Here is a 15,766-nt window from a genome sequence, read left to right as displayed (position 1 = left end):
GAACATCTGCCTGCCGGTCAACTCGCTGGCGGCAATGACCGAGTTCACTCGTACTGCTCGACAGGTATCAGGTCACTTGTCGGGCTGGTAGCGGATTCTCGGCTCATTGCATTCGTGTATGCCGAGGTAGTCGTCTGCTGTGAGCGAGCCGCTGCGGAGGACGGGGGACTGCAGGACGGATCGCATGCCCACAGGTCGGTCGGCTCTGCCAGTACTCCTTCACCGGTCCAGAACGTGCCCAGCCTCCGCGCCTGGCCAAGGGGAGCGTGGCATATCGCGCAGTGGACTCCCCTGATCTGGGTATCAGTGAGGTGTGCGAGGTCCGGCTGCTCTGCGGCGGCCCGGCCCGGACGGATCCCCAGAGCGATCTCCACGGCACAGAGCAGCTCACCCGAGTGCGTGTGGAGCCGCCCTGCGCGAGGGGAGATCAGCCAGTAAGGACCGGGTGGCTGCTGCCGGTGCGGCGGGGGTAGCGCGATGTGGCTGGTGGCGCCGAGCACCACTGCCGGTGGCAGGTTCCAGGCGGTGGCTGAGCCAGGCGGGATCAGGAAGTAGAGGCTGCGATTCCCGGCGGAGACAACGACGGCACCTGGTTCTCCGGCCACCGAACTCAGCGCGGCCGCGCCGAGCGCACGCGGCAGTTTGACCGCGTCCCAGTGCTCGCCCGCTGCGGCGATGCACGTTCCGTCGGCGCTGGGAATGCCGACGCTCACGTCAGTGGCCATGGTGCGAACCGGCGTGGTGGGCAGGCGCGCAGGGGCGCCTGGGCGTGCTCCGGACGCCTTTACCCAGGTCGCGGCCTGGCCCTTGGCCGCGCGAGCGAGGGCCGCGCGGCCGGGAGCCGCTGCGGGAGGCCTCAGTAGAAAAGCCGGGCTCGTGCCATGGCCAGCGGCCGACATCCGCGCTGGCCCACCAGGTGCACACCGCAAGCCGTGGTGCTGTCACTGACAAGTCCCTCCCTCTGACCGTCCAGGCCTGCCCGCCGATTGACGTTGGTGCGCGCTGTGGGCACGGCCGGACGGGGCCGGGATCTGGGCGCGCGGCAGGACACCGCACGCAGGCAGCCGTGCCGTGAGGGCGCGATCTTCGACAGTCTCCGATCCTGATGCACCTTGAGCCAGAGTGTCAATGATTGTGAACGATCGTGGCGCCAGTGACCCCGTGCCCTTACGATCACGGAAGCCCCCATGGCCAGAGGCCTCCTCCGAGGTAGCCTCAGCAAGCCCGTCCAGTCCCGCCGGCCCAGCCACGGAGAGCACAGGTGAATGAACCCGCCGACGAGACGGCCGAGGGAGACACGTCTCGCCCCGCAGATTCCGCGGCCTCAGCCGAGGAGCTCGCGGCACTGCTCCGGGAACTCCACGCCCTCCAACAGGGCATGCCGCCCGCAGTCCGCGACAAGTTCGCAGACCTCCTCGACCCGCACAGGCTCAGCTACGACACCGGCATCGAGCCCGCCGAGCGGGTCACTGCACTTCTCAATGGAGCCAGGCCCGCCGACGACCAGGACAGCGATCGCTGGCTCAAGCGCCTCGTCTTCCTGCGCAACACACGAACGAAGACGAGAATGCGGCGCAGCCGCGGACCGAGGCCTTACTTCCTCTCCGAGATCGCTCGCGGCGTTGAGAAACAGGGCGGCACGATCAGCAAGGCGACCCTCAGCTACATCTTCAACGAAGGCCGTCGGCCGACACCGGAGAACCTCGCCTACATAGAACGCTTCTTCGGCGTCCTACCGGGCTTCTGCTCCTACACCGAGAGCGAGGCCCTGGTCGCACGCCTGCGCCCCATCGTGCAGCAGCTGCGCATCCTCACCAAGGTGGCTGACGCGGCGGCACACGGTGTCACCAAAGTCGCGGCACGCACCACCGAGGACCTCAGCCGCAACCCGGACGCGATGACCGACATCCTGACCGCTCTCCTGGACGCCGGTGTGCTGAACACAGATCCGGATGGTCGCCGCCGTACCGGCGACTGATGCCGCCGAGCACCTGACCCCGTCATGTGCCTACCGTGAATCGACCATCGTGTACTCCTGGGCGATCACCTGCGGCTTGCCCTGCGCAGCTGATCGCCATGGTGATACCGGCGGCGAGCACGGTCAGGTGGCGCAGGCGCGGTGCCCGAGTCGGGGGTCGGGACATGGAGTGGTGTTCCTCCTCGTGGAACAGAGGGCTCGGGTGCGTGGGGGCGGGCAGGCCGCCTGGTGCAGGCACTCCATCGGCCCCGCGAACGTGTCCCATGGCAGTGGTGCCGCCGCGTGCTCGAAGGCGGAGCGGAGCACCGTGCGGCGTCGGTGGGGTGTGCTGTCGGCCGCGTTTACACGCGTGCTGCGAGAGGGCAGGCGGCGGGCGCCTGAGTGGCGGAGGCCGCCCCCTGGATGGCCGGCCTCCGCCATGCTCACGGCGGCTTCGTCTCCCGAGGGGATGAGACGCAAGCCGCGGTGAGCGTCTGTGCCTGGCTGTCAGGGGCGTGGCAGGACGACGACTCCCTGATCGAGCCGGCGCTGCCGTGCCCGCCCCTCGACACGGCGCAGGCCACGGCGCGTTTGCGACAGAGCGCGTGCAATGTCAGCTATCACCTTTCGCGCCTCGTCGCGCTCGGCGATCACGCCATCGGCGGACGGGAGCCATGAGCCCTCAGTCGTGTACCGCTCGCGGATTTCGGTGCATGTGGCCAACAGGTCGGTCATCAGGCGGCGAAGGTCGGCGAGCTCTTCCTCTGAGAGGCGCCCGTCAGTCTGCTCAGCCACGGGTGCCACGTCTGCCACGCGTAGTGAGGTCAGCCAGGCTGCCTGCTGCCGTCGCCTGCACCGTGGTGTCGACGACGCGGTACTGGGGGCCGATGCCAGTCCGTGGACCCCAGCCCAGATCACGTGCGGCGACTCTGCTCTGTCGATCCGGTTCTGCGGCCCGAAAACGGGGACCGCAGCGGGTCGCGATCCGCCGGGTGCCGACCCGTCTGGCTTGTACTGGCATCTGCTCCTCCAATGCCGCGGTGCCGCGCCCGAGGGATGGCCAAGACGCTGTGGGCGGCGACTTGCCGCGAAGGGCCATGGCCTGGGCTTCTGCGCAGCCCAGTAGGCGAGCCCGCACGCACAGGTGCGATCATCGGACGGCTCCGATCCTGCTGGATCTCCCGCCAAAGTGTCAATGATTGTGAACGAACGCGTCGGTGGCTGGTCGGATGCCGCACCTGCACCGGAGGGCGGACGCGAAGGATCTTGGTGGCAACTTGCGTATCTGAGTGCCAATGCAGAGGGTGCCACGGCTGTCTTGCCGGATCCCGGTCTGTGATCGGGATCCGGCCCGAAGCGGCGGTCAGCTATCGGGACTTGCTGCGCAGTCCCAGCCGGATCTTGAAGCGCTCATAGGCCCTGCCGAGCGCGGTGAACCGGGCCACCCAAGGGGGCACTCCGAGAGGAAACATCACGTCCTTTCTGATCAGGGGAGACAACGCTCCATCCGGGCCGGGCCCATACCGGGTCACCGGATGCCGACTGGAACAGTTAGTCGCGGGCATCAGTTCGCGGCCCGTGTTGCGCTACGGTCGAATTGCCTCCTCTCGTGGTCGTACCGCCATCCGCAGCGTGCGGGGGCGCACGGTGGCCCGCGCAACAGGTCGAACCGGCTTCTTGTCGGCGGGGACGAGCCGCACTGTGCGCACGATCGTCGCGATCGCCGTGATCAACTCTGTGAGTGCGAACCGGTCCCCGATGCACTGGTGCTTGCCCGCGCCGAACGGGAGGAACGCGTTGGAGGGAGCCGGCTGTTCGCTTTCCACCCACCGGTCGGGGTCGAAGGCGAGGGGGTTGAGGAAGAGGCGGGGGTCGCGGTGGAGAGCGTGCTGGCAGTACGCCAGTTCGGTGCCTGCGGGCAGGGTCCACTTCCCCAGCTGTGTCTCGGTGATGGTGCGGCGGGTGACGAGCCATCCGGTGTGGTGCAGCCGTAGCACCTCGTCGATCACGCGCCGCAGGTACGGGAGATGGCCAACGTCCTCGAAGGTCACCGGCCGCTCGCCGAGAACCTCGTCAAGTTCCGCCAGGACACGGGCCTCGACGTCGGAGTGGCGGGCGAGTTCGTACAGCAGCCACGACAGCACTGAGGCGGTGGTCTCGGTGCCGGCGACGGCGAGGGTGAGGATCTCGGAGCAGATCTGGTGACCGGTCAGCGGCTGCCCGGTCTCTTCGTCCCGGGCGCGCAGCAGCAGGGAGAGCATGTCGCCGGTGTCGTGTCCGGAGGCCTTCAGGTCATCGACGGCCCGCTCGATGGTGGCGCGTACGGCGCTCCGGGCCTGGTCGAAGCGGCGGTTGAACGGCAGCGGCAGTTTCTCGGTCCAGTCAGGCAGCATGATGCGGGCACCGACGCCGTTCATCACTACCGACAGGTCCTCCCGCAGCCGGCGGAAGGTGGTGTCGTCGAGGCTCCCGCTGAACACGGTTCTGGCGAGCATGTCCAGGCTGAGCCCGACCATCGCTTCCCGGACGTCAATGACCTGGCCGGGCTTCCAACTGTCCACGGTGGCAGTGACTTCGTCGCGCATGATGTCGACGTATCGGGCGATCTCTCCGCGAGCGAAGGCGGGCTGGAGCTGGCGGCGTTTGCGGACGTGGTTTTTGCCAGCGGCGGTGACTACAGAGTCACCGAGCAGTTGGCTCATCTTCTCGAAGAAGCGGCCCTTGTCGAGGCTCGGGCCGAGGTCGACGAGCATGGCCCGGATGAGTTCGGGGTCCTGAACGATGATGGTGCGGGTGCCGGGTTGCAGCGTTATTTCTACGAGTTCGCCGTAGCTGCGGCGGAGTGAGGCGATGAATCCGAGGTTGTCACGCATGAGCGGTATCGCGTGACCCAGGAACGGCATCGATCCTGCCGCCCTGGGGATGGGGGGAGGCGCTACGTGCGTCACGGGGGCTCCCTTCGAGCCAATCACATGCGCCCATATGGCTTCCCTTTTCCATCCCGTGCGCAATCCGGACCGCCGCGTGGCGTGTGCCACGTGCATCTATTGAGCATCGCGAGATGGGGTTGGTTGGTTCAGGCCACGCGATCGAGGGTGGCCAGAGCCTCCTTCACCAGAGGGTCGTCCAAGTGCCGGGCGATGGCGACCTGGCGGGCGCGCTCATGCGTTGGCGCCGTGGTGCTTCGAGGGGTGCCGGCGGAGGCGTCCGGGGTGGGCAGTCTCAACTGGACTGCCGCGTCGCGGCGTTGCCTCGCGTACCGGATCTGGGCGGCGGCCTTCAGCGAGGCCACGTCGATGTCGCCCTTGTCGGAGCGAGGCTCGACGAGTGCGTCGACGGCCTGGGCGACAGCCGGGCTCATCCAGGGGGTCAGCCGGTAGGTGCCGTCGAGGATCTCGGCGAGGATGTCCACTAGGGCGTATCGGTTCCACCAGGTCAGCCGTGGCCACTCGGTGCTGCCGGTGACGGTCTGCCACAAAGGAATCAGGTTGTCGTGGTCGGCGCGTTCGACTGCTCGGGCAGCGAGCGCGGGCTTGGCCAGGCCGTAGCTGGCGACCAAGGCGCTGCTGCTGCTGGCCGTGGAGCCGGCCGCGGTCAGAAAGTCGAGGGTGTGGTACCCCTGAGAGGCAGCGAGGACAGCTGTGGCGGTGCACCCGACGTAGGCCAGATCCAGACCGACGGCGAGCTGGAACAGGCGCAGGCTGTCCTGGAGGTCGGGGCGTCCAGGCAGCGCAATGACGCCGTCGGGGCCGCGGCACTGGCGCACGGTAGCGACGACACCGGTGACCAGCGCGGCGAGATACACCATTTCCATGGCGCAGGCGGCGGGCACGTGTGCGTAGGAAGTGGCGAACGACAGTGGGAAGGCGGGACCGGGCAGGTCAGCCAGCCAGAACAGCACGCTCATCGCCGCGATCGCCAGACCGTACACCGGCAGCCACAGCACGACCGCACGCCGCAGAGCCTCCGGGGTACGGCGTCGGGGATGCCACAGCAAGGTCAGGGCGTGGGCATGGCCGACACAGACCAGGATCGCGATGTTCACGACTAGCGAGGGCAGGCTGGGGGAGCCGACCGCGGTGCCGACCGCTCGGTAGACGGCCGGGGCAGACAGCAGATACACCATGGACGCGCACAGCAGTACCGAAGCGGTGATACGCAGCGTCGCGTCGCGGTCAGCTCGCGCGGCGGCTGCCTTGGCCGTACCGACAGCGAAGCACACTGCGAAGATCAGCAAGTTCGCTGCGGTGAGGGCGGGTTCCAGCATCAGCGTTCAGATGCCGATACGGCGGTGGTCGAGCGAGGAAGTGATGGATCCGGTGCCGTCGGCATCTTCTCCGAGGGCCAGCATCTGCAGCATCTGCCGGGCGAACACTTCGGCCGGATCTAGGCGGTGATTGCACTCGCCGCGCATTCTCACCTGCCGCCGCTCGGTGAGAACGGCCTGAACCAACTCCGGCGGCAGCGCGTCCAGCACGTCCGTGAGGTTGTCCAGGTCGAACACCGAGTGGTCACCGAAGGCCGACGGCGCCCCCGTCGACTGGCGCATCCCGCACCGTTCCAGCGGCCCGGCTATGCAGCGGAGCCACAGGCGGGTCCACAGCCCCCGATCTGGCAAGTCCTCGATCAGGTGCCACAGCTCGTGCAGAATGATCAAAACTCGGTGCAGGGGATCGGCAGCCTCGTTGACGACGATGATGGCGGCCTCGTCTGCGAAGCAGCACAATCCCGTCGTCGCCCGCGGCAGCGGTACGACGGTGACCTTGACGGTCTCCCCCCGCAGAGCCTCAATCCGGTCGACCATCGCCTGCAGACCCTCGTCGGGGCGCAGGCCGAGCCTCTTGGCGATGCGGACCGCACGCCGGCGGGCCCACCACAGCCGCGTTGCATACGCGACACTGTGCCCGCTGAGCGGAGGCTGGGCAGCCGCGGCCGTCCCGGCAGGGACCGCGAAGGGCACGTCCATGGCAGATCAGCAGGCCGCGGGCTGGGCGACGGAAGGCACGGATGCGCCAACGACGCGACTGCAGTGATTCTCCCGGCGGTCCGCTGCCGGAGCCGCGCTGCTCCTTGTCAGCCGGTCCACGCTCCTTGATCCCCTCGTAGCTGGCCGTGCATGAATGGTCTACGGGCGGAGATTAGCAGCGCCCGTTTCCCATGAGAGGGAGTGCTCTCAAAGGTGGCCTGTACCTTTCGCCCGGCTCAGCGAGCGCGGTGTGCCACCCACGTCGCACTGGGAACTCCATCACCAGGAACCCTATGTCGATACGTTCACGATCGTTGACACTTTGGCTTTTGCTGGGTCAAGATCTGGCAAGGCGGTGATCACGCGCGCCGACCCAGCCCCTTGGGCAACGCGCACACGCCACCCGCCTGGCGACCGCTTGTCGGTCGCTCCAACCGGCCGCCGCCGGACACCACCGACACCCTTGCCCAGTCAGGCCAGGGCAGCATTCCACCCATACGAGCAGGAGCCTGTCGTGCCCCACCACGTCACCGCACTGCGCCTTGCCGCGCCTGTCGCTGCCCTCGCCCTGGCACTCACCGCATGCGGCGGCGGAGCGGAGACCTCCGTCGCCGAGCCAGGCCGCCTCCGGGGGCGGAATGAAGACGGGCGAGAGCGCCACAGGAAAGGTCGAGGAGGACCCGGGCGAGGTCACCTACGAGATCGTGGCGCAAAAGGTCGACATCAGCACCGAGGCGGAGGCGCAGAAGGCCGTGGCCAATGCCGAGGACGCCAAGGGCAAGATCCTGGCCGTCGCGCACGTGAAGTACACACACAAGAGCGGGCCGGCCCTCACCGACGGCTCCGACGTGGGCGACGGCACCACGATCTTCGCCGATGGACAGCACGGCTCCGTCCTGATCGGCGCCACCGAGGACGAGCAGGGTTGTGAGGACCCGCACGACGTGGAGAGTTGGAAGCCGGGCGAGAGCCACGTTTTCTGCGAGACGTACGTCATCTCAGCGACCGCGAAGAACGTAGAGGTCCACTGGTCCGAGGATGACGGCGATCCCTACGTCTGGACCTTCCCCAACGCGTAACGCCACGCAGCGACGACCAGTGTCCCGCACTAGGAACTGGGCGGGGCGCCGCCAACTCCCCAACGGCTGACCGTACTTCGCGCTCGTTGACCGGCTCTGCTGTGGTGCACCAGGATCTCTACTCAGGCCAGGCACAAAGCCTGTCCTGACCTTTCCAGGCACATCCGGCCGCCGCCGTGGTGCCTCTGACCAGGAAACGGTGCGATGACCCATCCCGACCACGGCGCGGTACCCCCAACGCCCGGCTGCCCGGCCCACCCCGACCGCGTACGGCTGACCAGCGAGGCCATGGACGGCACGCCGGCCAGCCTGTACGAGCAGTGGCGCAAGGAGCACGGGCCAGTAGTACCCGTCGAGTTGGACGGTGGCGTTCCGGCCTACCTCGTGATCGGACACCGCACACTCCAGGAGGTCTGCGCCGACGAGAGGCTCTTCACTCCCGACTCCCGTGAGTGGACCGACCTCAGGGAAGGCAGGGTGGCGGCGGACTGGCCGCTGCTGCCGCAGGTCATCTATCAGCAGGGCTCTACTCGGTTCCTGACAGGGGCCGAGCACCGGCGGCTGCGGGGCATCCTGACCTCCGGGCTCAGCCAGTTCGAGGCCTCTGCGGCCCGCCGCTACACCGAGTGGGTGGCCGGCCGGCTGATTGACCGATTCGCCCCGAGCGGGCGTGCCGACGTCATCGCCGACTACGCCGCACCCCTTCCACTACTGGTCATGCTCCGCCTGCTGGGGCTCCCGCATGAGACGGGAGAACAGCTTCTGCCCGCAATCTTCCGTCTCCTGGAAGGCGGGCAAGACGCCCATCACGCCAACGACGAGATCATGGACATCCTTGGCCGTCTCGTGACTCAACGACGCGCCAGACCGGAACGGGACCTTGTCTCCTGGCTGATCCACGGTCCAGTCGAGCCGCGACCGCCACTGACCGACGCCGAGGCGCGCGCCCTGGCCTGGCTGACGGTGATGGCCGGGGCCGGGGGAACCACCGGCTGGATCGCCAACTCCGTGGAACGCCTCGTCTCCGACGAGACGCTCCACTCGCTGTACCTCGCGGGCAGAACCACTGTCTCCGAGATCATGAACGACACCCACTGGAGCAATCCCGCGGTCCACAACGTGCTGGGCCGCTTCCCTTTGGAGGACGTACGGCTGGGCAAATGCGGCATTCCGCGTGGCGCGCTGCTGATCCTGGGCCTGGCCGGCGCCAACGCCGACCCACTCGTCCACACCGACGACATCAAGCACACCCTCACCAACGAGGCACACTTCGCGTTTGGCGCGGGTCCGCACGAGTGCCCCATGGCTGCCCAGCGACTCGCCCGTGTGGTCGGGCAAACAGCAGTTGAGCGCCTGTTGGCCCGCTGCCGCAGTCTCCGCCTCCAGGACGACGCGTCCGTGCAGCACGGCGGATCCATCATCGTGAGGCAACTGACCAGCCTGCGCGTCACCTTCACCGCCAGCACCCTGGCGCCCGCGCACCCAGCAGCGTCCGACACGGCCCTGGGGGACACCTCACGCAGCGCGCACTACTTGTTCCCACCCCGGATGCTCACCCAGTTGACGTCGCACGCCACCCGCTGAGTGCCTGATTAGTCCTGGGTTGGGGTGGCGCGCATGCGCGATGCGTGGGCGAGGTCGGCTGTGGAGGGTGCGGTCGCTATGGTGACCGATCGACTCGCGAGGGGCCAGGGAGCAGATCGAGGCGTCATCGGCGGTCGGGCCGCAATGCAGCCGAAATGGCCGGACACGGCTGGGCCCAACATCCCCCACGCGGTGTGCCGGGCCCAGACCGACAGCTTCTACGCTGGGCGCTGCTCGCGCGCGGTGACGTAGACAGGCAGGCGTGCGGGAGCGTTGCTCGACAAGGACGGCACCCGTTCCACCGCATCCAGCGGCTCGGCCGCAGTAACGGTGAAGCGTTCAAAGAGCGCCTTCAGAGCGAGCCGGGCCTCGAGGCGGGCCAGCGGCGCGCCCAGACAGTGGTGGACGCCGTGACCAAAAGCCCGGTGCTGGTGGGCGTTGGCGCGGTCCGCGATGAAGACGTGAGGGTGGGGAAAGACATGGTCATCGCGGCCGATGGCGGCGGTGTAGATCATGACTGGCTGGCCTTCGCGGATGGTCACGCCCTCGATCGTCACGTCAACGGCCGCATAGAGGAACATGGTGGTCGCGGCTGGCGCATCGAGACGCAGAGCCTCCTCGACCACCCCCGGCCAGGGATCATGACCGGGCCCCGTGTTCAGCACCCGGGCCAGTTGCTCGGGGTGCTGAAGCAGGCGCTGACCGGCGTTGGACAAGAGATTCTGAGTGGTTTCATGGCCCGCGATCAACATCAGAAACAACGTCCCGGCCAGCTCGTCCCCGGTCATCCCGCCGCGGTCGAACTCGGCGATCAGTGCCGTGGTCAGATCGTCACCGGGCTGTGCCCGCTTGAGGTCGATCAACTGCGCCATGGTGCCGAAGATGGACGCCTGCGCACCGAGGCGTTCCTCGGACGGTGTCGTGCTGTTCAGCAGCAGGCGGGTGTCCACGGCAAGCTGGCGGCGCATGGCCTCGTCGTCGACGCCGTACAACTCGCAGATCACTGTCACCGGCAGCTGGAATGCGTACGTCTCGCGAAGGTCCACCACCGTGCCTGAATCGGTGCTGGCGATCCCGTCGAGCAGTTCGTCGGCGATCTCCTCAATCCGCGGGCGTAGGGCCTCCACACGCCGTGGGGTAAAGGCCCGCTGGATCGGTTGGCGCAGCCGGGTGTGGTCGACGTCGTCCACGACGAGCATCGTCGGCGCCGTGAGGATCTGCAGAAGCGGCCAGGTATCCGGTATGAGGCCGTCGCGGTAGGCCTTCCAGTACTGGGGGTTCTTGCGCATGTCCGGATGGGTGAGCAACTGGTCGGCGACGTCTCGCCGGGTTACTGCCCAAGCCACCACCGGATCAGGGAGCGCCACCGGGACGATCGGCCGTCCGAGCCGGTGGAGGGCTGCGCCCTCTCCGGGGAAGTCCCTTCCCAGGGGGTCGAGCCGGTAGAGCGGTGTGTCGAGTTGCAGCTCATGCGGGGCGGGGATGCCGTTGGCGAACTGGGATTGAGTGACTGCCATGCAGGGCCTCCGAAGGCAGGTGGGACATGAGCCCGGTGTACGGGCTCGGATGCGGTGAAGGTGACGTACAGGGCGCGGGTCAGAGCCCGAACGACGAATGAGGGCCCCCAGGACAGGTCCTGGCTCGTGTCCAGCGCCATGCGCGGGCATCGGACCCACAACCGTTCGATGGCGACCGAGGTGATGAGTTCGTCCAGGAGCTGGTTCGGTGCCGGGGCAGCGGTGCGCCCCGGCACTGAGGGCAGCGTGGGCGTCGTTACGGAGCATGTAGCTACTACGGGCCCGACCTAGGGCGGGGTCATGGTTGGCGCCGCCCAGACCGAGCACGAGCATGTCCCCGGCCTTGATGCGTCGGCCGTCCAGCACGGTGTCCTGCAGGGGAAAGGCCCCCATCACGTTCTCCGCGGGCGGAGCGTTCCACGAGGTCTGGCGCAGTACGGCATCCTGAGTGATGCTTCCTGCAGCCAGGCCGCGGCGCAGCCGGCCGTCCGTGGCCAGCTGGTGCAGGACGTTCGCGATCCAGTTGGTCGTGCCGCCGGCGCCGGCGCTGAGCATCATCCACAGCTCCGAGCGCACCGTCTCGTCGTCCAGTCCTGGAGCGGCCGAGATAAGCCAGGACGTCAGGTCGTCCTGCGGGGTCAGGCGGCGGTCTTCCACCAGGTCCTGCAGGATGGTGGAGACCTCCTCGTCGGCGCGTTGCGCCTGCTTCCCGCCTGCCAGCATCCGGTGGATCGCGTCCAGCAGGCGAGCCTGCTTGTCGGGCCCGCGCAGGCCGAACAGCCTGGCCAGCACCAGCAAAGGAAGCGGCCGAGCATACTCCTCAATCATCTCGACCTTTCCCAACTGGCAGAAGCGGTCGATGAGTTGATCAGCGTACGCTGTGGCCGTGAGCCGCGTCTGGACTTGATCGACGTGCCTGAGTGCCCGAATCAGAGCGTCCCGCCGAGGCTGGTGATAGGGCGGGTCCGCGAACCGGGTGATGTCCCGGTGCTTGATCTGCGGCCACAGCCACCAGCTCGCCGGCACGCGCTCCTCGCGAGACTCCCGCCAGAACCGGGAGTCTCGGCTGAAGAACTGGTGGTCGTTGCAGACCTGCAGCACCTGCTCGTATCCGATGACCAGCCAGGCCGGCGTGCCGGTTCCGGTGCCTTCTGGATCGAGTTTGATGGGGACGACCGCGCCGTACTGCTCCCGCAGCCTGGGGGAGAGACTCTCCGGGCCGATGCGCATGAGCTCGTTGGAGAGTGCCAGCCGGTCAAGGCGGATGGGGCAGGTCCGCTGTTGCTGTAAGAGCGGGCCCCTGGACGGGTCCCCGGAGTGGGCGTAGGCCATCGCACCGTTTCCTGTTCGAGTGGGAAGCAAACGGGCAGCGCGGCCTGCAGCGGCCGTGTGCGAATCAAACTTGTCAGCGAGCGTGCGTTCTCGCGCGCGGCGGAGCACCGTATGCGCGATCATCCCAGCCGATCCTGCTGCAACAACTGTCAAAGTGTCAACGATTGTGAACGAAATGCATGTAGTGCTGTTGCCTTGGCAGCAAACGGCGTGGGCTCGCTAGCGGCGGCGGCAGGAGCGCGCTGGGCGAGGAAGCGGCCGACACGGTCCTGCGGAGCGGCAGCGGTGGCGATGAGTTCGGCGCGCGGCACCGCCCCAGCGGTGATGCGGGCGGCGCGCTCCAGGGCGGCGACCTTGCCGGGGCGGGTGTACTCGGCGAACACCTGGTCCAGGTGCGGGCCCCCGACCCGGGTGGGGCCGACACGGCGGCCGTCGATGGTGAGCGAAATGTAGTGCTCGAACCGGTCGAGCATGGCCACCTCGTCCGCGCTCGGCTTGTCCCCCATTCCGCACCAATGTCGACTTGTGCTGTGTGTACTTGCTCTTTCGACCACCCAGGAACGGGGCGGCTTCGCACGGTCGGTGTCAGCCACCTGTTTGCGCGAACGAGATCTCCACCCGCCGGTTCTTCTTGCGGCCGTCCTCCGTGGCGTTGGAGGCGACCGGGTGCCGCTCCCCGAACCCGCGTGTCTCGAAGGTGACCGTTTCCGAGTGAAGTTCGTCTGCCAGGACGGTCCGCACGGCGGCGGCGCGCTGCTTGGAGAGGACGTCGCCGTGAGCGGAAGATCCCAGGTCGTCGGTGAAGCCTGAGACACGAACTCGCGTCGCCGAGCGCTGCTCAATCTCCGAGGCGATCACGGCGATGCGGGACCTCGCCGAATCACTCAGCCGCGCACTGTCCTTGGCGAACAGCACCTCGGCCTGGAGTTCGTACGTTACGTCGGCGTTCGTGTCCGTGCGGCGCTCGGCGCCGTCTTGGTCCCCGACCATCCGTGTGATGCCGACAGGATCCGAGCCGAAATCGAGAATCTTCGGAGGTGCGAGGGTTGCGCCGCTACGCAGGGCGAGGCCAGAGCCGCTCCCGTGGGCACTGGCGGACGCCTGCTGCACGTCGCCGGCGCCGGACGGGGCAGCCGCCACGGTGGTGAGGGCGAGGAACGAGACAGTGAACCAGGATCGGATTCGGCGCATGGTCGCGCACCTCACCCGGAGACCTTGATGTTTGCGGTGTCGAACAGTGGCAGCTGGAAGCCGACCGTGGTCGTGCTCGCCGGAGGAGCCGGGAACTGCATGAAGACGTGCACGCTCTCCCCGGCCCTGAGCGTGGAGAGGCCGGTGGTGGTGAGCGGGCGGCCGTCCGTGTCGCGCAGCACGTAGTAGCGCTTGCCCCGCGCGAAGTCCACGACGGTCGCCCCGGCCAGCGATGGGCCGGTCCTGAGGACGTCGAGCGATCGGGCCGGCCGCAATGAGGGTCCAGACCGCCAGGCGCGACAGACGCACTCGGCGCCGCATCGCCTCCAGCCGGGCGCCCGCCGCCATCGGAGCAGCAGCCTCGCGTTCCAAGGCCTTGCTTGCCAGGAGACATGGTCAAACTCCCAGGTCAGAACGAATGCTTCTGCCCCTGAGAAAACCCGCGGGCCCCGACCCGACCACCGACCACGAGCCCCCGACCACGGTCACGATGGGGACACGAAGTCCATGGGCGGGTCATGGTCGGCCCGACCACAGGCCCGACCATGGGTCAGCCGCGAGGGGAACCGGCGCGTCCTGGCCGCCACAAGCCCGCGGCGCCGATGGCTGCAGTGACGCCTTCCTGCCGCACGGCCACCGGACCCCCGCACCAGCGCGCAGACAGTCGCCGCCCAGGGCCGCGGCAAAGCCTGCGCAGTGCGGCACCCGAACCTGCGCACGAAAAGATCAGGAAGCCTCGGGCGGACTGCGCAACCGCTCAGCACCACCCGACTGCGCACGACCCTCGACCGGTTGTGCAGCCCCGTTGCGCAACCGCCCGACCGGCGATGCGTAATCAGGCGGCGCACCCCCGCACAGGCCCCAGCTGAAGGCACGTGGTCGCCCCGACCATGAGCCCGACCACGGCAGCTAGACGGCTGCGTTGCCGGATCGTGACCGATGGTCGGGGCTGGTGGCCGTCAGTCTGGTCGGGGTCGGCGAGTGAGCTGACGGCATGGAACACATGCACGCTTCCACGCCCGGGACCACCGGCCGCCACACCTCGGCGAGCCGGGTGCGCCGTCGTGGCCACCGTGCGCGGCCGGCGCCGGGGCACCGCGGTGAGCCGCTTCGGGGCGGGGATCCGTCGGGGCGTGATGGCGGCCGATCAGTTCACCCAGGTTGCCAACGTGCTGTTCCGTGATTCCCAGTTGTCGTTCAAAGCCAAGGGGATCTTCGGGTACATCAGTACGCACGCCAACGGCTGGCAGGTGGCGATCGCCGACCTCGTCCGCCTAGGTCCGGACGGACGGGAAGCGGTACGTACCGGGCTGAAGGAGCTGGAGGCGCACGGTTACCTGATCCGTGAGCGCCTACGCCGCCCGGACCCCACCCTGGGCGAGATCTTTTACTGCATCACCGGCCGCCCGGCCACCCTGGACATCGCGCTGATCGAAGCCGACCCGGTGATCGCGGCCCCGGATGCCGGGCACGCCGACGGGTTCGGGGCGGGGATCCGTCAGGGTGTGATGGCCGCCGATCAGTTCACCCAGATCGCCAACGTCCTGTTCCATACCACCGAGTTGTCATACAAGGCCAAGGGACTGTTCGGACTGCTCTCCACGCATCGGGAGGGCTGGCGGATGACCGTTACCGACATCGCCCGCCGGGGCCGCGACGGTGAGTCAGCCGTCAAGAGCGGGCTGAAGGAGCTGGAGAAGCACGGCTTCTCGTCCGGGAACGCGAGCGTGGCGAGGACGGAACCCTCGGCGCAGCTGCGTACTTCATCACCGACCTGCCCGCCCTGCAAAACAGCAGGTCGCAACCAGAATCGGGTCTTCCGCCAGTGGATGACCCTACGTTGGCTGATCGGCCCACTAAGAACACCAACAGAAAGAAGACCACTCAGCAGAACACCAGACCCCTCCCTCCCCGCGCCCGCGCAGCGCGACCGCGCGGCGAAGCGCCGCCAGCACATCGGACGGCACCGGCTCCCGCGGACCTCGAACCAGGCGTCCGCCTGCTGCTGGCGATCGGTGCACAGCACCCCGAGCTGCTGCTGACTGACCAGGTCCTCGCCGAGCAGGGGCGCACCGTCACCGCGATGCTGGACGCCGGCTGGACGCGCGAGCAGCTTCAGCACGTCATCAGCGACCGCCCT

General features: G+C 68.0%; 12 protein-coding genes. 4 read left to right on the top strand and 8 right to left on the bottom strand.

Going from position 1 to position 15,766, the window contains the following annotated elements:
* Positions 1-1,261 precede the first annotated feature (1,261 nt).
* Entirely contained in the window at positions 1,262-1,978 is a 717-nt protein-coding gene (locus IE97_RS0102860; RefSeq protein WP_030230272.1) for a transcriptional regulator, read from the top strand.
* Positions 1,979-2,464: 486 nt separating this feature from the next.
* On the opposite strand, the gene IE97_RS41900 is transcribed toward IE97_RS0102860, so the two are convergent.
* The 4 genes from IE97_RS41900 to IE97_RS0102840 all read right to left on the bottom strand — a co-directional run bounded on the left by IE97_RS41900 (position 2,465) and on the right by IE97_RS0102840 (position 6,923).
* Positions 2,465-2,752: a hypothetical protein gene (locus IE97_RS41900; protein ID WP_158708223.1), complete on the bottom strand. Its 288-nt coding sequence runs from the start codon at positions 2,750-2,752 to the stop codon at positions 2,465-2,467.
* A 791-nt stretch (positions 2,753-3,543) separates the two neighbouring features.
* On the bottom strand, positions 3,544-4,860 hold the full coding sequence (locus IE97_RS0102850) for a cytochrome P450 (RefSeq protein ID WP_267881684.1): 1,317 nt from the start codon (positions 4,858-4,860) through the stop codon (positions 3,544-3,546).
* Positions 4,861-5,033: 173 nt separating this feature from the next.
* Positions 5,034-6,194 (bottom strand): DUF6545 domain-containing protein, encoded by a 1,161-nt coding sequence (locus IE97_RS0102845; protein WP_158708222.1) that lies wholly within the window; start codon positions 6,192-6,194, stop codon positions 5,034-5,036.
* 36 nt (positions 6,195-6,230) lie between these two features.
* Positions 6,231-6,923, bottom strand: a complete 693-nt coding sequence (locus IE97_RS0102840; RefSeq protein ID WP_030230259.1) for a hypothetical protein — start codon at positions 6,921-6,923, stop codon at positions 6,231-6,233.
* Positions 6,924-7,561: 638 nt separating this feature from the next.
* Here IE97_RS0102840 and IE97_RS38120 point away from each other — a divergent pair.
* Both IE97_RS38120 and IE97_RS0102830 read left to right on the top strand, forming a co-directional pair.
* A complete protein-coding gene (locus tag IE97_RS38120) occupies positions 7,562-8,002 on the top strand; it encodes a hypothetical protein (RefSeq protein WP_234331774.1) in 441 nt (146 codons plus the stop codon).
* Positions 8,003-8,206: 204 nt separating this feature from the next.
* Positions 8,207-9,586 (top strand): cytochrome P450, encoded by a 1,380-nt coding sequence (locus IE97_RS0102830; protein WP_051704817.1) that lies wholly within the window; start codon positions 8,207-8,209, stop codon positions 9,584-9,586.
* A 218-nt stretch (positions 9,587-9,804) separates the two neighbouring features.
* On the opposite strand, the gene IE97_RS39760 is transcribed toward IE97_RS0102830, so the two are convergent.
* The 4 genes from IE97_RS39760 to IE97_RS0102810 all read right to left on the bottom strand — a co-directional run bounded on the left by IE97_RS39760 (position 9,805) and on the right by IE97_RS0102810 (position 13,901).
* A complete protein-coding gene (locus tag IE97_RS39760; RefSeq protein ID WP_051704816.1) occupies positions 9,805-12,435 on the bottom strand; it encodes a cytochrome P450 in 2,631 nt (876 codons plus the stop codon).
* A gap of 149 nt (positions 12,436-12,584) precedes the next feature.
* Positions 12,585-12,941 carry a hypothetical protein gene (locus IE97_RS0102820; protein ID WP_030230249.1) on the bottom strand — a complete coding sequence of 119 codons (357 nt, stop codon included), beginning with the start codon at positions 12,939-12,941 and terminating at the stop codon, positions 12,585-12,587.
* A gap of 79 nt (positions 12,942-13,020) precedes the next feature.
* Positions 13,021-13,575, bottom strand: a complete 555-nt coding sequence (locus IE97_RS0102815) for an OmpA family protein (protein WP_420706043.1) — start codon at positions 13,573-13,575, stop codon at positions 13,021-13,023.
* A gap of 62 nt (positions 13,576-13,637) precedes the next feature.
* The gene (locus IE97_RS0102810) at positions 13,638-13,901 is read right to left on the bottom strand and encodes a hypothetical protein (RefSeq protein ID WP_420706042.1); all 264 of its coding nucleotides are present in this window, start codon (positions 13,899-13,901) and stop codon (positions 13,638-13,640) included.
* 789 nt (positions 13,902-14,690) lie between these two features.
* Between IE97_RS0102810 and IE97_RS39160 the strand changes: the two genes are divergently transcribed.
* Positions 14,691-15,668, top strand: a complete 978-nt coding sequence (locus IE97_RS39160) for a hypothetical protein (RefSeq protein WP_324608004.1) — start codon at positions 14,691-14,693, stop codon at positions 15,666-15,668.
* The last annotated feature ends 98 nt before the right edge of the window (positions 15,669-15,766 follow it).

It is taken from the genome of Streptomyces sp. NRRL S-455, from assembly GCF_000717875.1.
Classification (GTDB): Bacteria; Actinomycetota; Actinomycetes; order Streptomycetales; family Streptomycetaceae; genus Streptomyces.
The sequence above is the reverse complement of the archived record's forward strand: the minus strand, read 5'-3'. Positions and strand labels throughout refer to the sequence as shown.